Raw genomic sequence first — 14,024 nt, 5'->3', positions numbered from 1 at the left:
GGTCGGGGAAGTGACGGCCGGGGAGGTCACAGCTCCCCCATGCGGCGGATGACCGGGGCCACGCGCTGGACGCCGTGCCGGTAGACGCCGCGGGCCGCCCTGCGGACGGTCCGGCGGACCGGGCCGGGGGTCCCGGCTGCGGCCGGGGCTCCGGGAAGGGGACTGCCGTCGGGGGCCAGGTGATGGCGGGCGAGGATGCCGGGGAGGTAGCCGGGTGCGGTGGCGGGCGTGTAGTAGGGGGTCAGGGGTGGCGGACCGGCGGGGCTGCCGAGCAGTTCGGCGATGCGTTCGCGGGCCGGGACGAAGGCGTCGTCGTAGGAGCCCGCGTCGGAGGAGGGGCCGCCGGCGGCGACTCCCTGGCGGGCCACCCAGTCCTCGTCGGGGTCGGGGCGGTGGCCGGCGTCGAGCTGGTCCCAGGAGGCCAGGCAGCCGGAGCCGACGAAGTGGTGGTTGCCGAGCGTCTCGCGCACCCCGAGATCGGTGAGGACCACGGTGGGGATCCGGCGGTGCAGGGACTCCAGGGCGGCCGTCGAGCTGACCGTGACCAGGAGGTCGGCGCGGTCCAGGACCTCGCCCATGTGTCCGTACACCAGGCGGAGGTTGGGCGGCAGGTCGAGCCCCCGCGCCAGCTTCTGGTAGGGCAGTTCCTCGATGTGGGTGGTGTGCTCCCCCGGCTTGGAGCGGAGCTTCAGCAGCACATCGCGCTCCGGGTGCAGACGGGCGTGCCGCACCAGCCGGTCCAGCAGGTAGGCGCGGTCCGCGCGGTTCCCGGGCACCGAGGGCTGCGCCGCGAACACCACGGTGAACGGGTCGTGTTCACCGGTGTACGGCGTGCCGCCCAGGAACGGCAGGGCCACTTCGGTCACCGCGGAGGCATCGGCTCCGACCCCCTCGTACACGGCGCGGAAACGCTCCGCGTCCTGGCGGGAGTTGGCCAGGACGAGATCGGCGCCGTGCCGCAGCAGCAGTCCGTCGGCGAGCTTCTCGTAGACGACGCCGACATAGCCGGTGACGACGACGGGACGACGCCTCCCGCCGTTCTCCACGACCCGCTTCAGACCGTGCAGGACGGCCTGGACGCTGCCGCCCACCAGTGCGAGGACGAGGACGTCGTACGGAGTGTCCGCCATGACCCGCAGGAACTCGACGGCGGTGACCTCGCGCAGCGAGGCGGCGCGCACGCCGACCTCGGCCAGCTGACGGGGGGTCGGGGTGGCCCGGCCGCGCAGCAGGAAGCCGTCCAGGACGGGGGCCGAGGGAGCTGTCCGCGTCGCGGTCAGCGCACCCCATTTCCATCGGGTGTCGGAGTCCGCGAGGACGGCAATCCGTGGGGGGTTCGCAGTACTTGCTGGCACACCGAAGACGGTAGAAAGCAAAACACGGGATTTTCCCAATCCCCGATCAACAAGAAGTTAACAACGCGACACCGAATTCCGAACCGGCCCGCCCACTCCCCTGCCGAAGACGGGGTGCACGAATCCGCCACATTCAGTTCACCCCTCGTCCCCTCGTCGATAAGTTCCCCCGCCGGCGGCACTCCTAGGCTTTCCCGTGTGCCCAAGCTCTCTGTGATCGTGCCGTTCTACAACGTCGGCCCGTACGCGCCCGACACGCTCAGAAGTCTTCATATGAACGCCAGTCGGGAATTCGAATTCGTGCTGGTGGACGACCATTCCACGGACGAGACTCCGGAGATTGTCGAACGTGCGGTCGAGGGTCTTTCGAAGGTCGCCCAGGTGCGTCATGTCCGTCACGACGAGAACGGCGGTCTCGCCACCGCCCGCAATACCGGACTCGACGCGGCACAGGGCGAATACCTGACGTTCCTGGACGGCGACGACTGGCTCGCTCGCGGATATCTGGACCAACTCGTCTCCGCGATCGATGAGTTGGGCTGCGACTTCGTGCGCACGGACCACGTCCAGGCCACCGGCCGCACGCGCACGGTGGTCCGACACCCGCACGGGCTGCGCGGAGAGGTCCTCGACCCGCGCCGGGCGATCCTGCCCGCCGACCGCTCCACGTCCGTCGACTACGCCTTCGCCTGGGCCGGCGTCTACCGCCGCAGCCTCCTCGACCGTGGCCTGCTGCACTTCACCGACGGGCTGCGCACCGCCGAGGACCGGCCGTGGATCTGGAAGCTGCACCGGGAGGCGGAGTCGTTCGCGGTGGTGAACCTGCACGGCGTCTTCTACCGCCGGGGCGTCGCCTCGTCCCTGACCCGGATCGGCGACGCCCGGCAGCTGGACTTCATCCGCGCCTTCGACCAGGTCGTCGAGGAGACCGCACGGGACCGGGACGCCGACCTGCTGCTGCCCAAGGCGGTGCGAACCTACTGCGCGATCATCGCCCACCACCTCGCGGACGTCGACAAGTTCGAGCCCGCCGTCGCCAGACAGCTGCGCACGCGAAGCGCCGCCGCCGTACGGCGCATGCCCCAGGAGCTGCTCACCGACGTGCTCGACCGCATGGACCTGCGCCGCTCGGCCACACTGCGGCGGCTGCGCCGGCAGATCATCTCCGCGAAGGCGGCCGCCTGATGTCCCCCGCGCCCCGCGCCCAGCACCGCGCCGAGCCGAGCACCGCGACCCCCGCCGCCGTCGGCACGACCCAGATCTTCTGCGCCTCCACCCTCTACGGCGCCGCCACGCTCGCCGCCGCCCTCGACGCGGACGCCTTCGCGCCCGCCGACCGCCGGCTGCTGCTGGTGTGCAACAACGCGACGACGCCCGAGACCTCCCCCGCCCTCGACGAGATGGCGGGCTTCGCCCCGCTGCGGGACCGCTTCGACGAGGTCCGCTCCTGGAACGAGGCCATCAGCCCCTTCCACCCGGGCGCCTGGTCGCCGCGCCCCGACGACGTGCCCCTCCTGGAGCGGTACCTGCGGCTGCTGTGGGGCCTGGGCGACGACCGGGTGACGATCGTGCTGGAGTCCATCCAGGTCAACCCCGCCCAGGCCATCGCCCAGCTGTTCCCCGGAGCGCCCGTCGAGGTCTACGCGGACGGCCTGATGAGCTACGGCCCCACCCGCGACAAGCTCGACCCGCTGCTCGGCACCCGGGTGCGGCGGGTGCTCCACCTCGACCTGGTGCCGGGGCTGAGGCCGCTGCTGCTCACCGAGTTCGGGGCGCCGGCCGAGACCGTGCCCGCCACCGCCTTCCTGAAGGTGCTGGGGGAGGTCGCCGACGCCGTGCCGGAGGTGCCGTCGCTGCCCGACGACTGCGCGCTGCTGCTCGGCCAGTACCTCTCGGCGCTGGAGATCCTCACCCCGCAGCAGGAGGAGGAGCTGCATGTGCGCATGCTGCGCGGGGCGGTCGCGCGCGGTCACCGTTCGGTCGTCTTCACCCCGCATCCGACCGCGCCGGCCCGCTACAGCCGCGCCCTGGAGGCCGAGGCGGAGCGGCTGGGCGTCACGCTGACGGTCCTCGGCACGCCGGTGCTCGCCGAGGTGCTGTTCGACCGGGCTCGGCCCGCGCTGGTCGTCGGCTGCTTCTCGACGGCCCTGTTCACCGCGTCCTCCTTCTACGGGCTGCCCGTGGCCCGCGTCGGCACCGAGTCGCTGCTGGAGCGGCTGGTCCCCTACCAGAACAGCAACCGCGTGCCCCTCGTGCTGGCCGACGCGCTGCTGCCGGACCTGGAGGACCTGGAGGATCTGAGGAACCCGGGGGACCCGGAGGACCTCGGGAGCCGCCGGCCCGTCGGGGCGGAGGCCGTGGCCGAACTGCTCGCCGCGGTGGGCTTCGTGATGCAGCCCCAGCTCCACCCCGGACTGCGGCCGGTCGCCGAGCGGTATCTGCGCACCCGTCTCGGTCCGCGCACCGGACGGTACTTCAGACGCAGGCGGCTCACGGCGCTCGGGCTGCCGGGAGGCATCCCGCAGCGACTGGCCTTCCTTCCGCGCCACGCCGCCGCGCGCCGGGTGGTGCGACGGGCGAGGGCGCTGCGCAGGGCCGTCCGCCGGCGGAAGTGACATCGACGCGGGAGGTTCACCGGGCGTTTCTTCCGGACACCGCGCTCCGGGGTGAACGGTCGTATCGAGCAACCGGGGCGTCGCGGACCGAGCACACGACAGGCCCCCTGGGCCACTGCGAGGGGTACGAGCATGACCGAGACGGTCGTGAGCAGCACGTCGAAGGCGGCGCTCGCCGCGCCGGCGCCGGTCCACGAGCCGGACGGACCCGGCGGACGGGGCGGACCGGCCGGGCCGGGCGGTCCCGAGGGCCGACTGCGCGCTCTGGACGGGCTGCGGCTGGTCGCCGCGCTGATGGTGGCGGTCTACCACTACGCGGGCCGCGACGGTGAGGTCTCCCGCGCGTGGGGGACCTCACCGAGGCTGCAGTTCCCCACCCTGCACACGTTCGCCGCGTACGGCTGCCTCGGCGTCCAGGTCTTCTTCGTGATCAGCGGGTTCGTGATCTGCATGAGCGGCTGGGGCCGGCCGCTCCGGTCGTTCGCGGCCTCCCGCGTCTCCCGGCTGATGCCCGCGTACTGGGCGGCCGTCCTGCTGGTGACGGCGGTCTTCGCACTGCCGCCGGTCGTCTTCGAGGCGGTGTCCCCGAGCGACGCGCTGGTCAATCTGACCCTGCTCCAGCAGCCGTTGGGCGTGGACCGGGTGCTCGGCGTGTGCTGGACGCTGTGGGCGGAGATCCGCTTCTACGCCCTGTTCGCGCTGTGCGTCGTCCTGCCGGGCGCGAGCCGCCGCCGGGTCGTCGTGTTCTGCGCGGGCTGGACGACGGCCGCCGCGGTCGCGCAGGCGACGCACGAGCCGCTGCTCGACCTGGTCCTGATGCCCGCGTACGCGCCCTTCTTCGTCGGCGGCGTCGGCCTCTACCTCGTCCACCGCGACCGGCGGGACGCCTACGCCTGGGGGATCGTCGCGGCGGGCTTCCTGATCGGCCAGCACTACGCGGTGCGCGAGCTGTCGAACGTCTCGGACCCGAACGCCTTCGCCCACCGCACGAGTCTCGGCGTCATCCTGGTGGTCGCCCTCGGCTTCGCGGCGGTCGGGGCGATCGCGCTGGGCCGCCCGGACCGGGCGAACCGGCGGTGGCTCACCGTCGCGGGCACCCTGACGTACCCCTTCTATCTGGTCCACGAGCATCTCGGCTGGGTGGTGATCCGGTTCCTGCACCGCGGTCTGCGGGTGCCGTCGGCGGCGACGTTCGCCCTGACCCTCGTCTCGATGCTGCTGCTGGCCCTGCTGCTCAACCGCTTCGTCGAGAAGCCGCTGTCGCCCCGGCTGCGACGCGCGCTGTCGCGGGTCTGAAGATCGGGACGCCCTTCCGGGAGGGCGTCGTTCCCGGGGGAATCGACCGGGTCAGAACACGTCCGACGGCACGTACGTCCCCCAGACGTCCCGGAGGGCATTGCACACCTCGCCGACCGTCGCCCGGGCGCGCAGCGCGTCCTTCATCGGGTACAGGACGTTGTCCTGGCCCTCCGCCGCCTTCCTCAGCGCGTCCAGGGCCGCGTCCACCGCCGCCCGGTCGCGCTCGGCCCGCAGCCTCGCCAGCCGCTGCGCCTGCTGGGCCTCGATGGCCGGGTCGACGCTGAGCGGCTCGTAGGGCTCCTCGGCGTCGAGCCGGAAGCGGTTGACGCCGACGACGACCCGCTCGCCGGAGTCGGTCTCCTGGGCGATGCGGTAGGCGTTGTGCTCGATCTCGCCCTTCTGGAAGCCGTGCTCGATGGCCGCCACCGCGCCGCCGAGGTCCTCGATCCTGCGCATCAGCCCGACGGCCGCCGCCTCGACGTCGTCGGTCATCTTCTCGACGGCATAGGAGCCCGCGAAGGGGTCGACGGTCGCCGTCACGTCCGTCTCGTAGGCCAGCACCTGCTGGGTGCGCAGGGCGAGGCGCGCGCTCTTGTCCGTGGGCAGCGCGATCGCCTCGTCGAAGGAGTTGGTGTGCAGGGACTGGGTGCCGCCCAGGACCGCGGCCAGCCCCTGGACGGCGACCCGCACCAGGTTCACCTCGGGCTGCTGGGCGGTGAGCTGGACGCCGGCCGTCTGCGTGTGGAAGCGCAGCATCAGCGACCTGGGGTTCCGCGCGCCGAACTCCTCCTTCATCACCCGGGCCCAGATACGGCGCGCGGCCCGGAACTTCGCGACCTCTTCGAGGATCGTGGTGCGGGCCACGAAGAAGAAGGAGAGGCGGGGCGCGAAGTCGTCCACGTCCATCCCCGCCGACACCGCCGTACGCACGTACTCGATGCCGTCCGCCAGGGTGAAGGCGATCTCCTGCGCGGGGGACGCGCCCGCCTCCGCCATGTGGTAGCCGGAGATCGAGATGGTGTTCCACTTCGGGATCTCGGCCTGGCAGTACCTGAAGATGTCGGCGATCAGCCGCAGCGAGGGCTTCGGCGGGAAGATGTACGTGCCGCGCGCGATGTACTCCTTCAGGACGTCGTTCTGGATCGTGCCCGTGAGCCGGGCCGCCGGTACGCCCTGTTCCTCGCCGACCAGCTGGTACATCAGCAGGAGCAGCGCCGCGGGCGCGTTGATCGTCATCGACGTCGAGACCTCGTCCAGCGGGATCCCGGCGAACAGCACCCGCATGTCGTCGACCGAGTCGATCGCCACACCGACCTTGCCGACCTCGCCGTGCGCGATCGGGGCGTCGGAGTCGTGGCCCATCTGGGTGGGCAGGTCGAAGGCGACGGACAGGCCCGTCGTGCCGTGCGAGATCAGCTGCCGGTAGCGGGCGTTGGACTCGGCCGCGGTGCCGAAGCCCGCGTACTGGCGCATGGTCCAGGGGCGGCCGGTGTACATCGACGGGTACACGCCCCGGGTGAAGGGGTAGCCGCCCGGCCCGCCCAGCTTCTCGGCGGGATCCCAGCCGGCCAGGTCCTGCGGCCCGTAGACCGGCTCGATGGGCAGTCCGGACTCCGACTCACGCGCCATGGGTGCGATGCCTCCCGCTGGTCTGTCCGCTCCGGGACCTTCCTCACAGGATGGCCGCAGGCGCCGGTCCTCACAATGCCGGGAGGGCGCGGGGGGGATGTCCGGGAGACGTCAGGGGCGCGGGCGGGACCGGGGGAACGTGTCCCGCCCGCGCCAGGCGCACGAGCCGAAGGTACGGGGGGAACCCCGGCTCAGTGCAAGGGCCGATGACCAGTCGGCTCACTTGTTACTGCGTTCCACCAGCTGAAAACGTCACACCCCTCGCCGAAAAATTTCGACGATCTGAGAAATCGCAGGTCAGTGGCCGTGATGACGGCGGCCGTCATGGTGGCCGCGGCCGCCGCGGCCACCACCGTCCGCACTGTTCCCGCCGTTCGAGCCGTCTCCGCCGTTTCCGCCGTTTCCGCCGTTTCCGCCGTGGGAGACGCCCTCGTGTCCGTGTCCGTGTCCGTGTCCGTGTCCGTGTCCGTGTCCGTGTCCGTGACCGCCGTCGCGGTCGCCGTCACCATCGCCGTCGTCGCCTCGGCCGGGCTTGCCGTCCGAGCCGCCGCGACCGCCCGCCCCGCCCTGGCTCCCGGCGCCGCCCCTGCCCTGTCCGGCGTCCCGGCCGGCGCCCTTCCCCGTGCCGCGGCCGTCGCCGCGGGAGCTCGCACCGGCGCCGTCGAGAACACCCGCGCAGAACGCCGGCACCCGCTTCAGGCCGCCCGCCCGGTGCTCCAGGGCGCGTCGGTGCTGGGCGTCCGGGTTCCTGCCGGCGCTCAGCTCACGGCAGGACGCGATCACACCGGGCGGCCACGCGCCGCGGGAGCCCGGGGACGCCGAGACGCCGTCGTCCTTCGTCGCGCCTCCCGAGGCTCCGCCGCCGGCGCCCTTGCCGTCGCCCTGCGGCGTCGCCGGGGCCGTGCCGCCGCCGAGCGCGCCCGAGGCGTCGGGGGACGGCGGGACGAGCGCGGGGCCGGGGGACGCCGGGGCGGAGACGGAGGCCACGGGCCGGCCCGGCTCCGTGCGGCCGAACGGGGTCGGCAGGAGGCCCGTCCCGCTCGCCACCGCGACCCCGCCGGCCATCCCGACGGCCAGCGCCGCCACCAGTCCCAGACGCGCGGGGCGGCTCCAGCGGGAGAGCCGGCCGGCCTCCGGGATGCGACCGCCGATGCGCACCAGCCCGGCGTCGGCGGCGAAGTCCCCGGCGCGCGAGGGCTGTTCGCTGCGGCCGGCGTGAGCGGCGCGGAACGCGAGATCGGCGCGGTCCGCGTACACCTTGCGGAAGGCGGCCAGGGCCGCGGCCTCGCCGGGGAGCTCGTCGTCGTCACGCAGGGGCTCGGCAGTCGGCGCGGACAACGCGCCCAGGGCCCGGGCGAGCCGTTCGGCCTCTTCGCGGGCCGGGCCGTCGACAGCGTTGTCGGGTGACTCACCGCGCAGCAGACGCTCCGCCGTTTCTCGGTCGAGCCACCTGTCCTGCTTGTCGGCCATCACATGTCCTTCTGCGTCCGCGGGCGCACATGCGTCACACCCGCGGGGGCCACCGCCCGCGAGCGGGGCCCCCGTTGGGGCGGCAGCGCGTCGAGCGGCCCGGCCGACTCCGGATCCTCGCCGAGCAGTTCGGCGAGCTTCTTCAGGCCACGGTGCGCGGCCGTGCGGACCGCGCCGGGTCGTTTGCCGAGCGTGTCGGCGGCCGTCTTGGCGTCGAGTCCCATGACCACCCGCAGGACCACGGCCTCGGCCTGGTCCTGCGGCAGCCGGGCGATCAGGCCCAGGGTGCGGCCGGTCGCCAGCGCCTCCATGGCCTCGCCCGCGGTGTCGGACGCGGCGGCCCGCCCGGTCAGCTCGGTCTCGTCGGCGACCGTCGCCGGACGTCTGCCGCGCATGCGTATGTGGTCCAGGGCGCGGTTGCGGGCGATCCGGGCGGCCCAGCCGCGGAAGCGGTCCGCGTCCCCGGTGAACCGCTCCAGGTCCCGGGCGACCTGCAGCCAGGCCTCGGAGGTCACGTCCTCGGCGTCGAGATCGCCGACCAGCGTGCGCACGTACCCGAGCAGCCGCGGGTGCACCGCGCGGTACACAGTCCGGAACGCGCTCTCGTCCCCGTTCTGTGCCGCGAGCACCGCGGCTGTCAGCTCCGCGTCGTCCCCCACGTCGTGGTTCCTCGGTCGATGGTGCGCGGCTTCTGAGGACCGCAGGTCGTGTGCGGTGGTCTGCCGCTTGGCCGTCCGGCGCGAAAGGCACGTTACGACCTGAAACAGCCGCACGTCCATGTCCGTAGAACATGCAACTAACTCGTGACGCGGTGGACGTGCTCGGGGTGTGACAGAAAACGCACGCCCGGCGCTGTAGGGAGTACGGGCCGCCGCGCGGCCCGTGCCGCGCGACGGCCGGGGCCTCTCCTGTGGGGGGTGGCGGCCTCGGCCGTTGCCTTGGCGGCCACCGTCATCCGCCGTTACCGGCCCCGGTGTCCTGCGCCTTCGCCTTCGCCGACGAGCCCTCCGGCCTCGCGGACCTCTCGGGCTCCGCGGACGCGTCCGGCCGGGCCGCCCCGCCGACCTCGGCCGTCCTCCCCGTCGTGCCGGTCCCACCGGCCTTGCCGAGCTCACCGGCCTTGCCGGCGTCGCCCGCCCCGCCGGCCTTGTGGGAGCCGCCGTCCTTGCCGGTCCCGTCGTCCTTGGCGGTGGCCGTCCGCCGTCCGGGCACCGCGCAGTACGCCTCGACGTGGCTCTCGCCGCCCGCCGCCGCCACGAGCCCCTGCCACACGAGGGAGCCGAGGTCCTCGCCCCGCCCCCGGGCCTTCTCGTAGGCGCGGCAGCGGGCCGCCGCCTCCTTGCCGCTCTCGGATGTCGCGGGACGGTCCCGGTCGGCGCCGCCCGTGGCGGCCGGGACGGCGGAGAGCGCCCCCGAGGGGCCCGTGGTCCCCCCCGCCGACTGCCGGGGCCGCTCGACGCCCCCGCCCCCGCCGCGGACGCCGACGCCGATGCCGTCGTCGCCGCCCGTGCCGGAGCCGATCGCGGCGAACGCGGCTCCGCCGAGCGCGAGGCCGGCGATCAGCGCGCAGAGCGTGACCCGCAGCGAGCGGGCGGTGTGCCGCCGGGCCTGGGGCCGCCAGTCGTCGCGACGCCGGGCGCGGACCCGGCGCGCCCTCGCGTCCCCGGTGTCACGGGCGGCGCGGAACGCGGCGACGGCCCGCTGCTCGCCCTCGCTGCCCTCCTGCGGACGGTCGCCCGGCGCGCGCAGGGCCCGGACGAGCAGCGCCTCCAGCCCCGACAGGCCGGCGAGGACGTCGTCAGGGCGCGCGCGCCGACGGCCGTGGCCCGCGCCGTCCTTCAGCCGTTCACCCATGTCCGTTTCCGCCTCTGTCCCGAACGTCCGTTCCCGCCGCTCGCCCACCGGTCGCGCAGCCGTCCCCCAGTGATCGATACGGCCCGTGGGCCTCACCGTTCACGTCGACTCCCCCAGCGTCCGGGGGCCGCCATCCGTCACACCCTCCGCGCCGCGGTCGTTCGCGCCCCCCTCGCCCGCGGCGCCCAGCTGTCCGGCCAGCCGCTTGAGCCCCCGGTGCGCGGCCGTGCGCACGGCGCCGGGCCGCTTGCCGAGCACCCGGGCCGCGGCAGGGCCGTCCAGTCCGATGACGACCCTCAGCAGCACGGCCTCCGCCTGGTCCCGCGGCAGCCCGCGCACCAGTTCCAGGGCCTGCGCGGTGGAGAGGGACTCCAGTGCCAGGTCGTGGGTGCTGTGCGGCCCGGGCAGGTCGAGGACGACGTCCTGTTCCAGCGCCGCCGAGCGCGGGCGCACCCGCAGCCGACGCAGGTGGTCCAGGGCCCGATGCCGGGCGATGGTCGCCGTCCAGCCCCGGAACCCGGCCCCGTCACCGCGGAACCGCCCCAGATCCCGGGCTATCTCCAGCCAGGCGTCGGAGGCCACGTCCTCCGCCTCCTCGCCGACGATCCCGCGCAGATAACCGAGCAGCCCGGGCTGGACGATCCGGTACGCCACGGCGAACGCGAGCTCGTCCCCGTCCTGGGCCCGCGCCACGGCCGCCCCCAGTTCCCCGTCGTACGCCTGCGCGCGCCGGGGTTCCCCTCCCTGGCCCAAGACTTTCCTCGTTCGTACGGAGTTCGGTGCGGGCACGCGGCTCCCCCGCCGAACACCGGGTCCGGATGCGGCCGCGCCCCCACGCTCATCAGCGCCACCCCGCACGGAAGTGTCACAGCGCGCGGACCCGTGACCGGCTGCCCCTCACCGCCCCCCGCCCATCGCGTCCCGGCACAGCAGGCGCAGGGAGCCGTGGCCGGCGTGGCAGCGGCGGGCCTCGTCGAGGGGTTCCCAGAGGCGGCCGTCGGGGGTGCGGACCCAGTGGTCGCCGCCGGAGGCCCACCACTCGGCGCCGGTCTGCCGGACGATCACCTCGCCGGCGTACGCTCCGAATCCGCGCAGCACGCCCTCCACGGCGGCGTAGGGCGCGCCCGCGCGTCGCAGGTCGTCGATCAGCCGGTCGACGCGCCACAGGCTCTGCGCCGAGTGGTCGAGCTGCGGGCGCATGCTCTCGGGGACGCCGGCCACCGCCTCGGCCGCCCACCGCACGGGTCTGCCGGCGGCGGAGGGGCGGGCGGGCCGCTCGGCCCGGTTCGCGGCGTCGGCCCGGTCCGGCCGGTCGGGGCGGTCCGGCCGGTCGGGGCAGTCGCTCTCGTGGGCCCGGTCGGGGCGGTCGCTCTCGTGGGCCCGGTCGGGACGGTCGGTCTCGTGGGTCCGGTCGGGGCGGTCGGTCTGGTCGGTCGTCCTGCGCGTCACACTGGGAAGAGCGAGGGCGTCGCGGGTTGTGTCACCCGGATCCGGGACCTTCCCCGGACCGGCGCAGGACCGACCCATGTCCCCCGCACCGCGCTCACGTACGTCCACGAGCGCGCCGTGACACCACCGCCCGCAGCACCCGGCGGCCCTCGACGGACACCTCCAGCGCGCGGCGCAGTCCGCTCGCTCCGTGACCGGCGAGGACCTCCAGGACGGTGACCTGGCGTCGCAGTTCGGCGGCGACGAGAGGGGACATGCCCTCGGTACGGCCCTCCCGGCGCGAATCGACCGGAGCGCCGTCCGCCGTCGGGTCGAGGAGGCGGTGGATCTGGAGCGAGGCGACGGAGCAGGCGTCGGCCCATGCCCTCACCCCGGCGGCGCGGCGGTCGTCCGGGGCGGCGGCCAGCATCCGGTGGGCGAGGAGTCCGGCCTCGTCGCCCTCCGCCGGAGGGGCCCCCAGCTTGTCGCGCGCCCGTTCCACCAGGCCGCCCCAGTCGGCGGCGTCGGAGTCGTCCGTGAGGTTGCCCCACAGCGGGCGCAGGATCTCGTCGTCGCCTCCCAGCAGGGGTATGCAGCGATCCAAACAAGCCAGCCCGCTGGCCGCCAGTCCGCGTTCGTCGGCCTGAGCGATCAGTTCCACCAGGCTCATCCGCGCCTCCCTCGCCAGGGCGCCTTCCTTACGGAGCCCACACTTCCCCTTACTGCGTGCGACGGGCCAGGAGTGTCACAGGGGGGTTGTTTCGGCCAACTCCGAGGGCGTCCGGCGAGGTGTCCGGCGAGGCGCTCAGCCCAGCCTGTTCGCCAGTGCCGTGAACTGCGTCCAGGACAGCTCCGGCGTCCCGGCGTCCCACAGTTTCTGCGAGGTCGCCCGCAGCGGCATCCGGATGCCGGCCGCGACCTGGGCCTGCGTCTGGGAGTTCGCGAGGTCGCACCAGACCGAGAGGGAGCCGCCGAGGATCTGGGAGTCGTACCTCGCGGCCACGGGCGTGGTGCCGCGCAGCACCCGCGGGGTCCACTGCTCGTAGATGCGCCGCCCGGTCGGGTAGGCGAAGTCGTTCGGCTCGCCGAGGACGTAGTAGAGGTACTCGTCGTTGTAGTTGAGCATCTTGCGCCCCGCGCTCAGGTACTCGGACGGCGTGCGGGCCCCGATCTCCTTGCCCGTCCAGTACGCGACCACCAGGTCGGAGGCCGGTTTGACCGACGTGCCGCGGAAGAAGCCGTCGTTCCACACCCGCATGGTCCGGTCGTGGGCGCGGACGGTGTCGGCGCGGTCGTTGAGCCAGCCCGTGGTGAGGTCGGCCACGCCCGCGCCGGAGCCGTACCGGGCGCGCGCGGCGGCGGCGAGCTGGGGGTAGGAGGCGGCCGGGCTGGACACCGTCAGGGCCTGGTACTCGTCGCCGCCGAGATGCCAGTAGGCGCCGGGGAACACGCCGGCGTACTCGTCCAGCAGGTCGTCGAGGAGGTTCGCGGAGTCGTCCTTGGAGATGTCGATCGCCCCGCGGGTGGCCACTCCGCTCGCGTTGCGCAGCTGCAGCTCGGGATGGGCGGCGAGGACGGCGCCCAGGTGCCCCGGCGAGTCGATCTCGGGCACGACGGTGATGTGCCGGCTCGCCGCGAGGTCGACGATCTTCTTCACCTGGGCCTTGGTGAGGTGCCGCGGGGCGACGATCTCCGGGTGGCTGTCGGACTCGATCCGGAAGGACTGGTCGTCGGAGAAGTGCAGGCCGAGCTGGTTGTACTTGAGGTCGCCGAGCTCGCGCACCCGGTCCTCGATCCAGGCGGGGCTGAAGTACTTGCGCGCGATGTCCAGCGTGAACCCGCGCTGCGGTTTGGCCGGCTGGTCGTGCACGACGCCCTCGGGGGCGGTGCCGCCGCCGTGCACCTCCTGCTTGAGGGTGCGGGTGCCGTAGAACACTCCGGCGTCGGAGGGCCCGCTGATGGTGACGCGGCCGCCGCGCACGGTCATGGCGTACGACTCCGGGTTCGCGCCCTCGTCGTCGTTGAGCGCCAGCCGCAGGTCCCCGGCGCGCACGTCGTTCTTCTGCCCGGCGTACTTCAGTCCCAGTTCGCCCGCGATCAGCCGTCCCTCGTCGGCGAGGTCGGCGTCGCTGACCACGACCCGGCGACCGGCCGCGGGACGCCATCCCGGGCCGCGCGCCGGAGTATGGGCGCGGACGGCCGGGATGGTCCGGGGAGCGGTGGACAGGGCGTACGAGCGAGTGGGCGTCGGCGCCGCGGGCGGCGCGGCGGCGGAGGCGACGGGGTCGCCGGCCGAGGTCCCGGCCGTCTGCCGGGAGGCGGCCGACCCGGCCGGCGTCCCGGAGCCCTCCCCCGACGAGGCCCACACGCCCAG

Annotated in this window: 12 protein-coding genes; 3 read left to right on the top strand and 9 right to left on the bottom strand. The window is 74.0% G+C overall.

Features of this window, described 5'->3' with window-relative positions; translation table 11 throughout:
* Positions 1–26: 26 nt before the first annotated feature.
* Positions 27–1,355, bottom strand: coding sequence for a DUF6716 putative glycosyltransferase (locus BG482_RS22280; protein WP_069770850.1), 1,329 nt, complete (start codon positions 1,353–1,355; stop codon positions 27–29).
* A 198-nt stretch (positions 1,356–1,553) separates the two neighbouring features.
* On the opposite strand from BG482_RS22280, the gene BG482_RS22275 reads away from it, so the two are divergent.
* The 3 genes from BG482_RS22275 (at position 1,554) to BG482_RS22265 (ending at position 5,266) form a co-directional block, all read left to right on the top strand.
* Positions 1,554–2,540, top strand: coding sequence for a glycosyltransferase family 2 protein (locus BG482_RS22275; protein ID WP_069770849.1), 987 nt, complete (start codon positions 1,554–1,556; stop codon positions 2,538–2,540).
* Positions 2,540–3,970 (top strand): alpha-2,8-polysialyltransferase family protein, encoded by a 1,431-nt coding sequence (locus tag BG482_RS22270; RefSeq protein ID WP_256096446.1) that lies wholly within the window; start codon positions 2,540–2,542, stop codon positions 3,968–3,970. The genes BG482_RS22275 and BG482_RS22270 overlap by 1 nt, the downstream gene beginning before the upstream one ends.
* A 132-nt stretch (positions 3,971–4,102) precedes the next feature.
* On the top strand, positions 4,103–5,266 hold the full coding sequence (locus tag BG482_RS22265) for an acyltransferase (protein ID WP_069770848.1): 1,164 nt from the start codon (positions 4,103–4,105) through the stop codon (positions 5,264–5,266).
* 51 nt (positions 5,267–5,317) lie between these two features.
* Here BG482_RS22265 and BG482_RS22260 read toward each other — a convergent pair whose 3' ends face one another.
* The 8 genes from BG482_RS22260 to BG482_RS22225 form a co-directional block, all read right to left on the bottom strand.
* Entirely contained in the window at positions 5,318–6,898 is a 1,581-nt protein-coding gene (locus tag BG482_RS22260) for a methylmalonyl-CoA mutase (protein ID WP_069770847.1), read from the bottom strand.
* 297 nt (positions 6,899–7,195) lie between these two features.
* On the bottom strand, positions 7,196–8,368 hold the full coding sequence (locus BG482_RS22255; protein ID WP_069770846.1) for a hypothetical protein: 1,173 nt from the start codon (positions 8,366–8,368) through the stop codon (positions 7,196–7,198).
* On the bottom strand, positions 8,368–9,027 hold the full coding sequence (locus tag BG482_RS22250; RefSeq protein ID WP_069770845.1) for an RNA polymerase sigma factor: 660 nt from the start codon (positions 9,025–9,027) through the stop codon (positions 8,368–8,370). The genes BG482_RS22255 and BG482_RS22250 overlap by 1 nt, the downstream gene beginning before the upstream one ends.
* 292 nt (positions 9,028–9,319) lie before the next feature.
* On the bottom strand, positions 9,320–10,222 hold the full coding sequence (locus BG482_RS22245; protein ID WP_069770844.1) for a hypothetical protein: 903 nt from the start codon (positions 10,220–10,222) through the stop codon (positions 9,320–9,322).
* 99 nt (positions 10,223–10,321) lie between these two features.
* Positions 10,322–10,975 carry an RNA polymerase sigma factor gene (locus BG482_RS22240; RefSeq protein ID WP_069770843.1) on the bottom strand — a complete coding sequence of 218 codons (654 nt, stop codon included), beginning with the start codon at positions 10,973–10,975 and terminating at the stop codon, positions 10,322–10,324.
* A gap of 144 nt (positions 10,976–11,119) precedes the next feature.
* Entirely contained in the window at positions 11,120–11,464 is a 345-nt protein-coding gene (locus tag BG482_RS22235) for a hypothetical protein (RefSeq protein ID WP_069770931.1), read from the bottom strand.
* A 301-nt stretch (positions 11,465–11,765) separates the two neighbouring features.
* Positions 11,766–12,320 carry a hypothetical protein gene (locus BG482_RS22230; RefSeq protein ID WP_069770842.1) on the bottom strand — a complete coding sequence of 185 codons (555 nt, stop codon included), beginning with the start codon at positions 12,318–12,320 and terminating at the stop codon, positions 11,766–11,768.
* 135 nt (positions 12,321–12,455) lie between these two features.
* Positions 12,456–14,024 (bottom strand): glycoside hydrolase family 20 protein (locus tag BG482_RS22225; RefSeq protein ID WP_256096445.1); only part of this gene is annotated, 1,569 nt, incomplete at its 5' end.

It is taken from the genome of Streptomyces sp. LUP30, from assembly GCF_001746365.1.
Classification (GTDB): domain Bacteria; phylum Actinomycetota; class Actinomycetes; order Streptomycetales; family Streptomycetaceae; genus Streptomyces.
The sequence above is the reverse complement of the archived record's forward strand: the minus strand, read 5'-3'. Positions and strand labels throughout refer to the sequence as shown.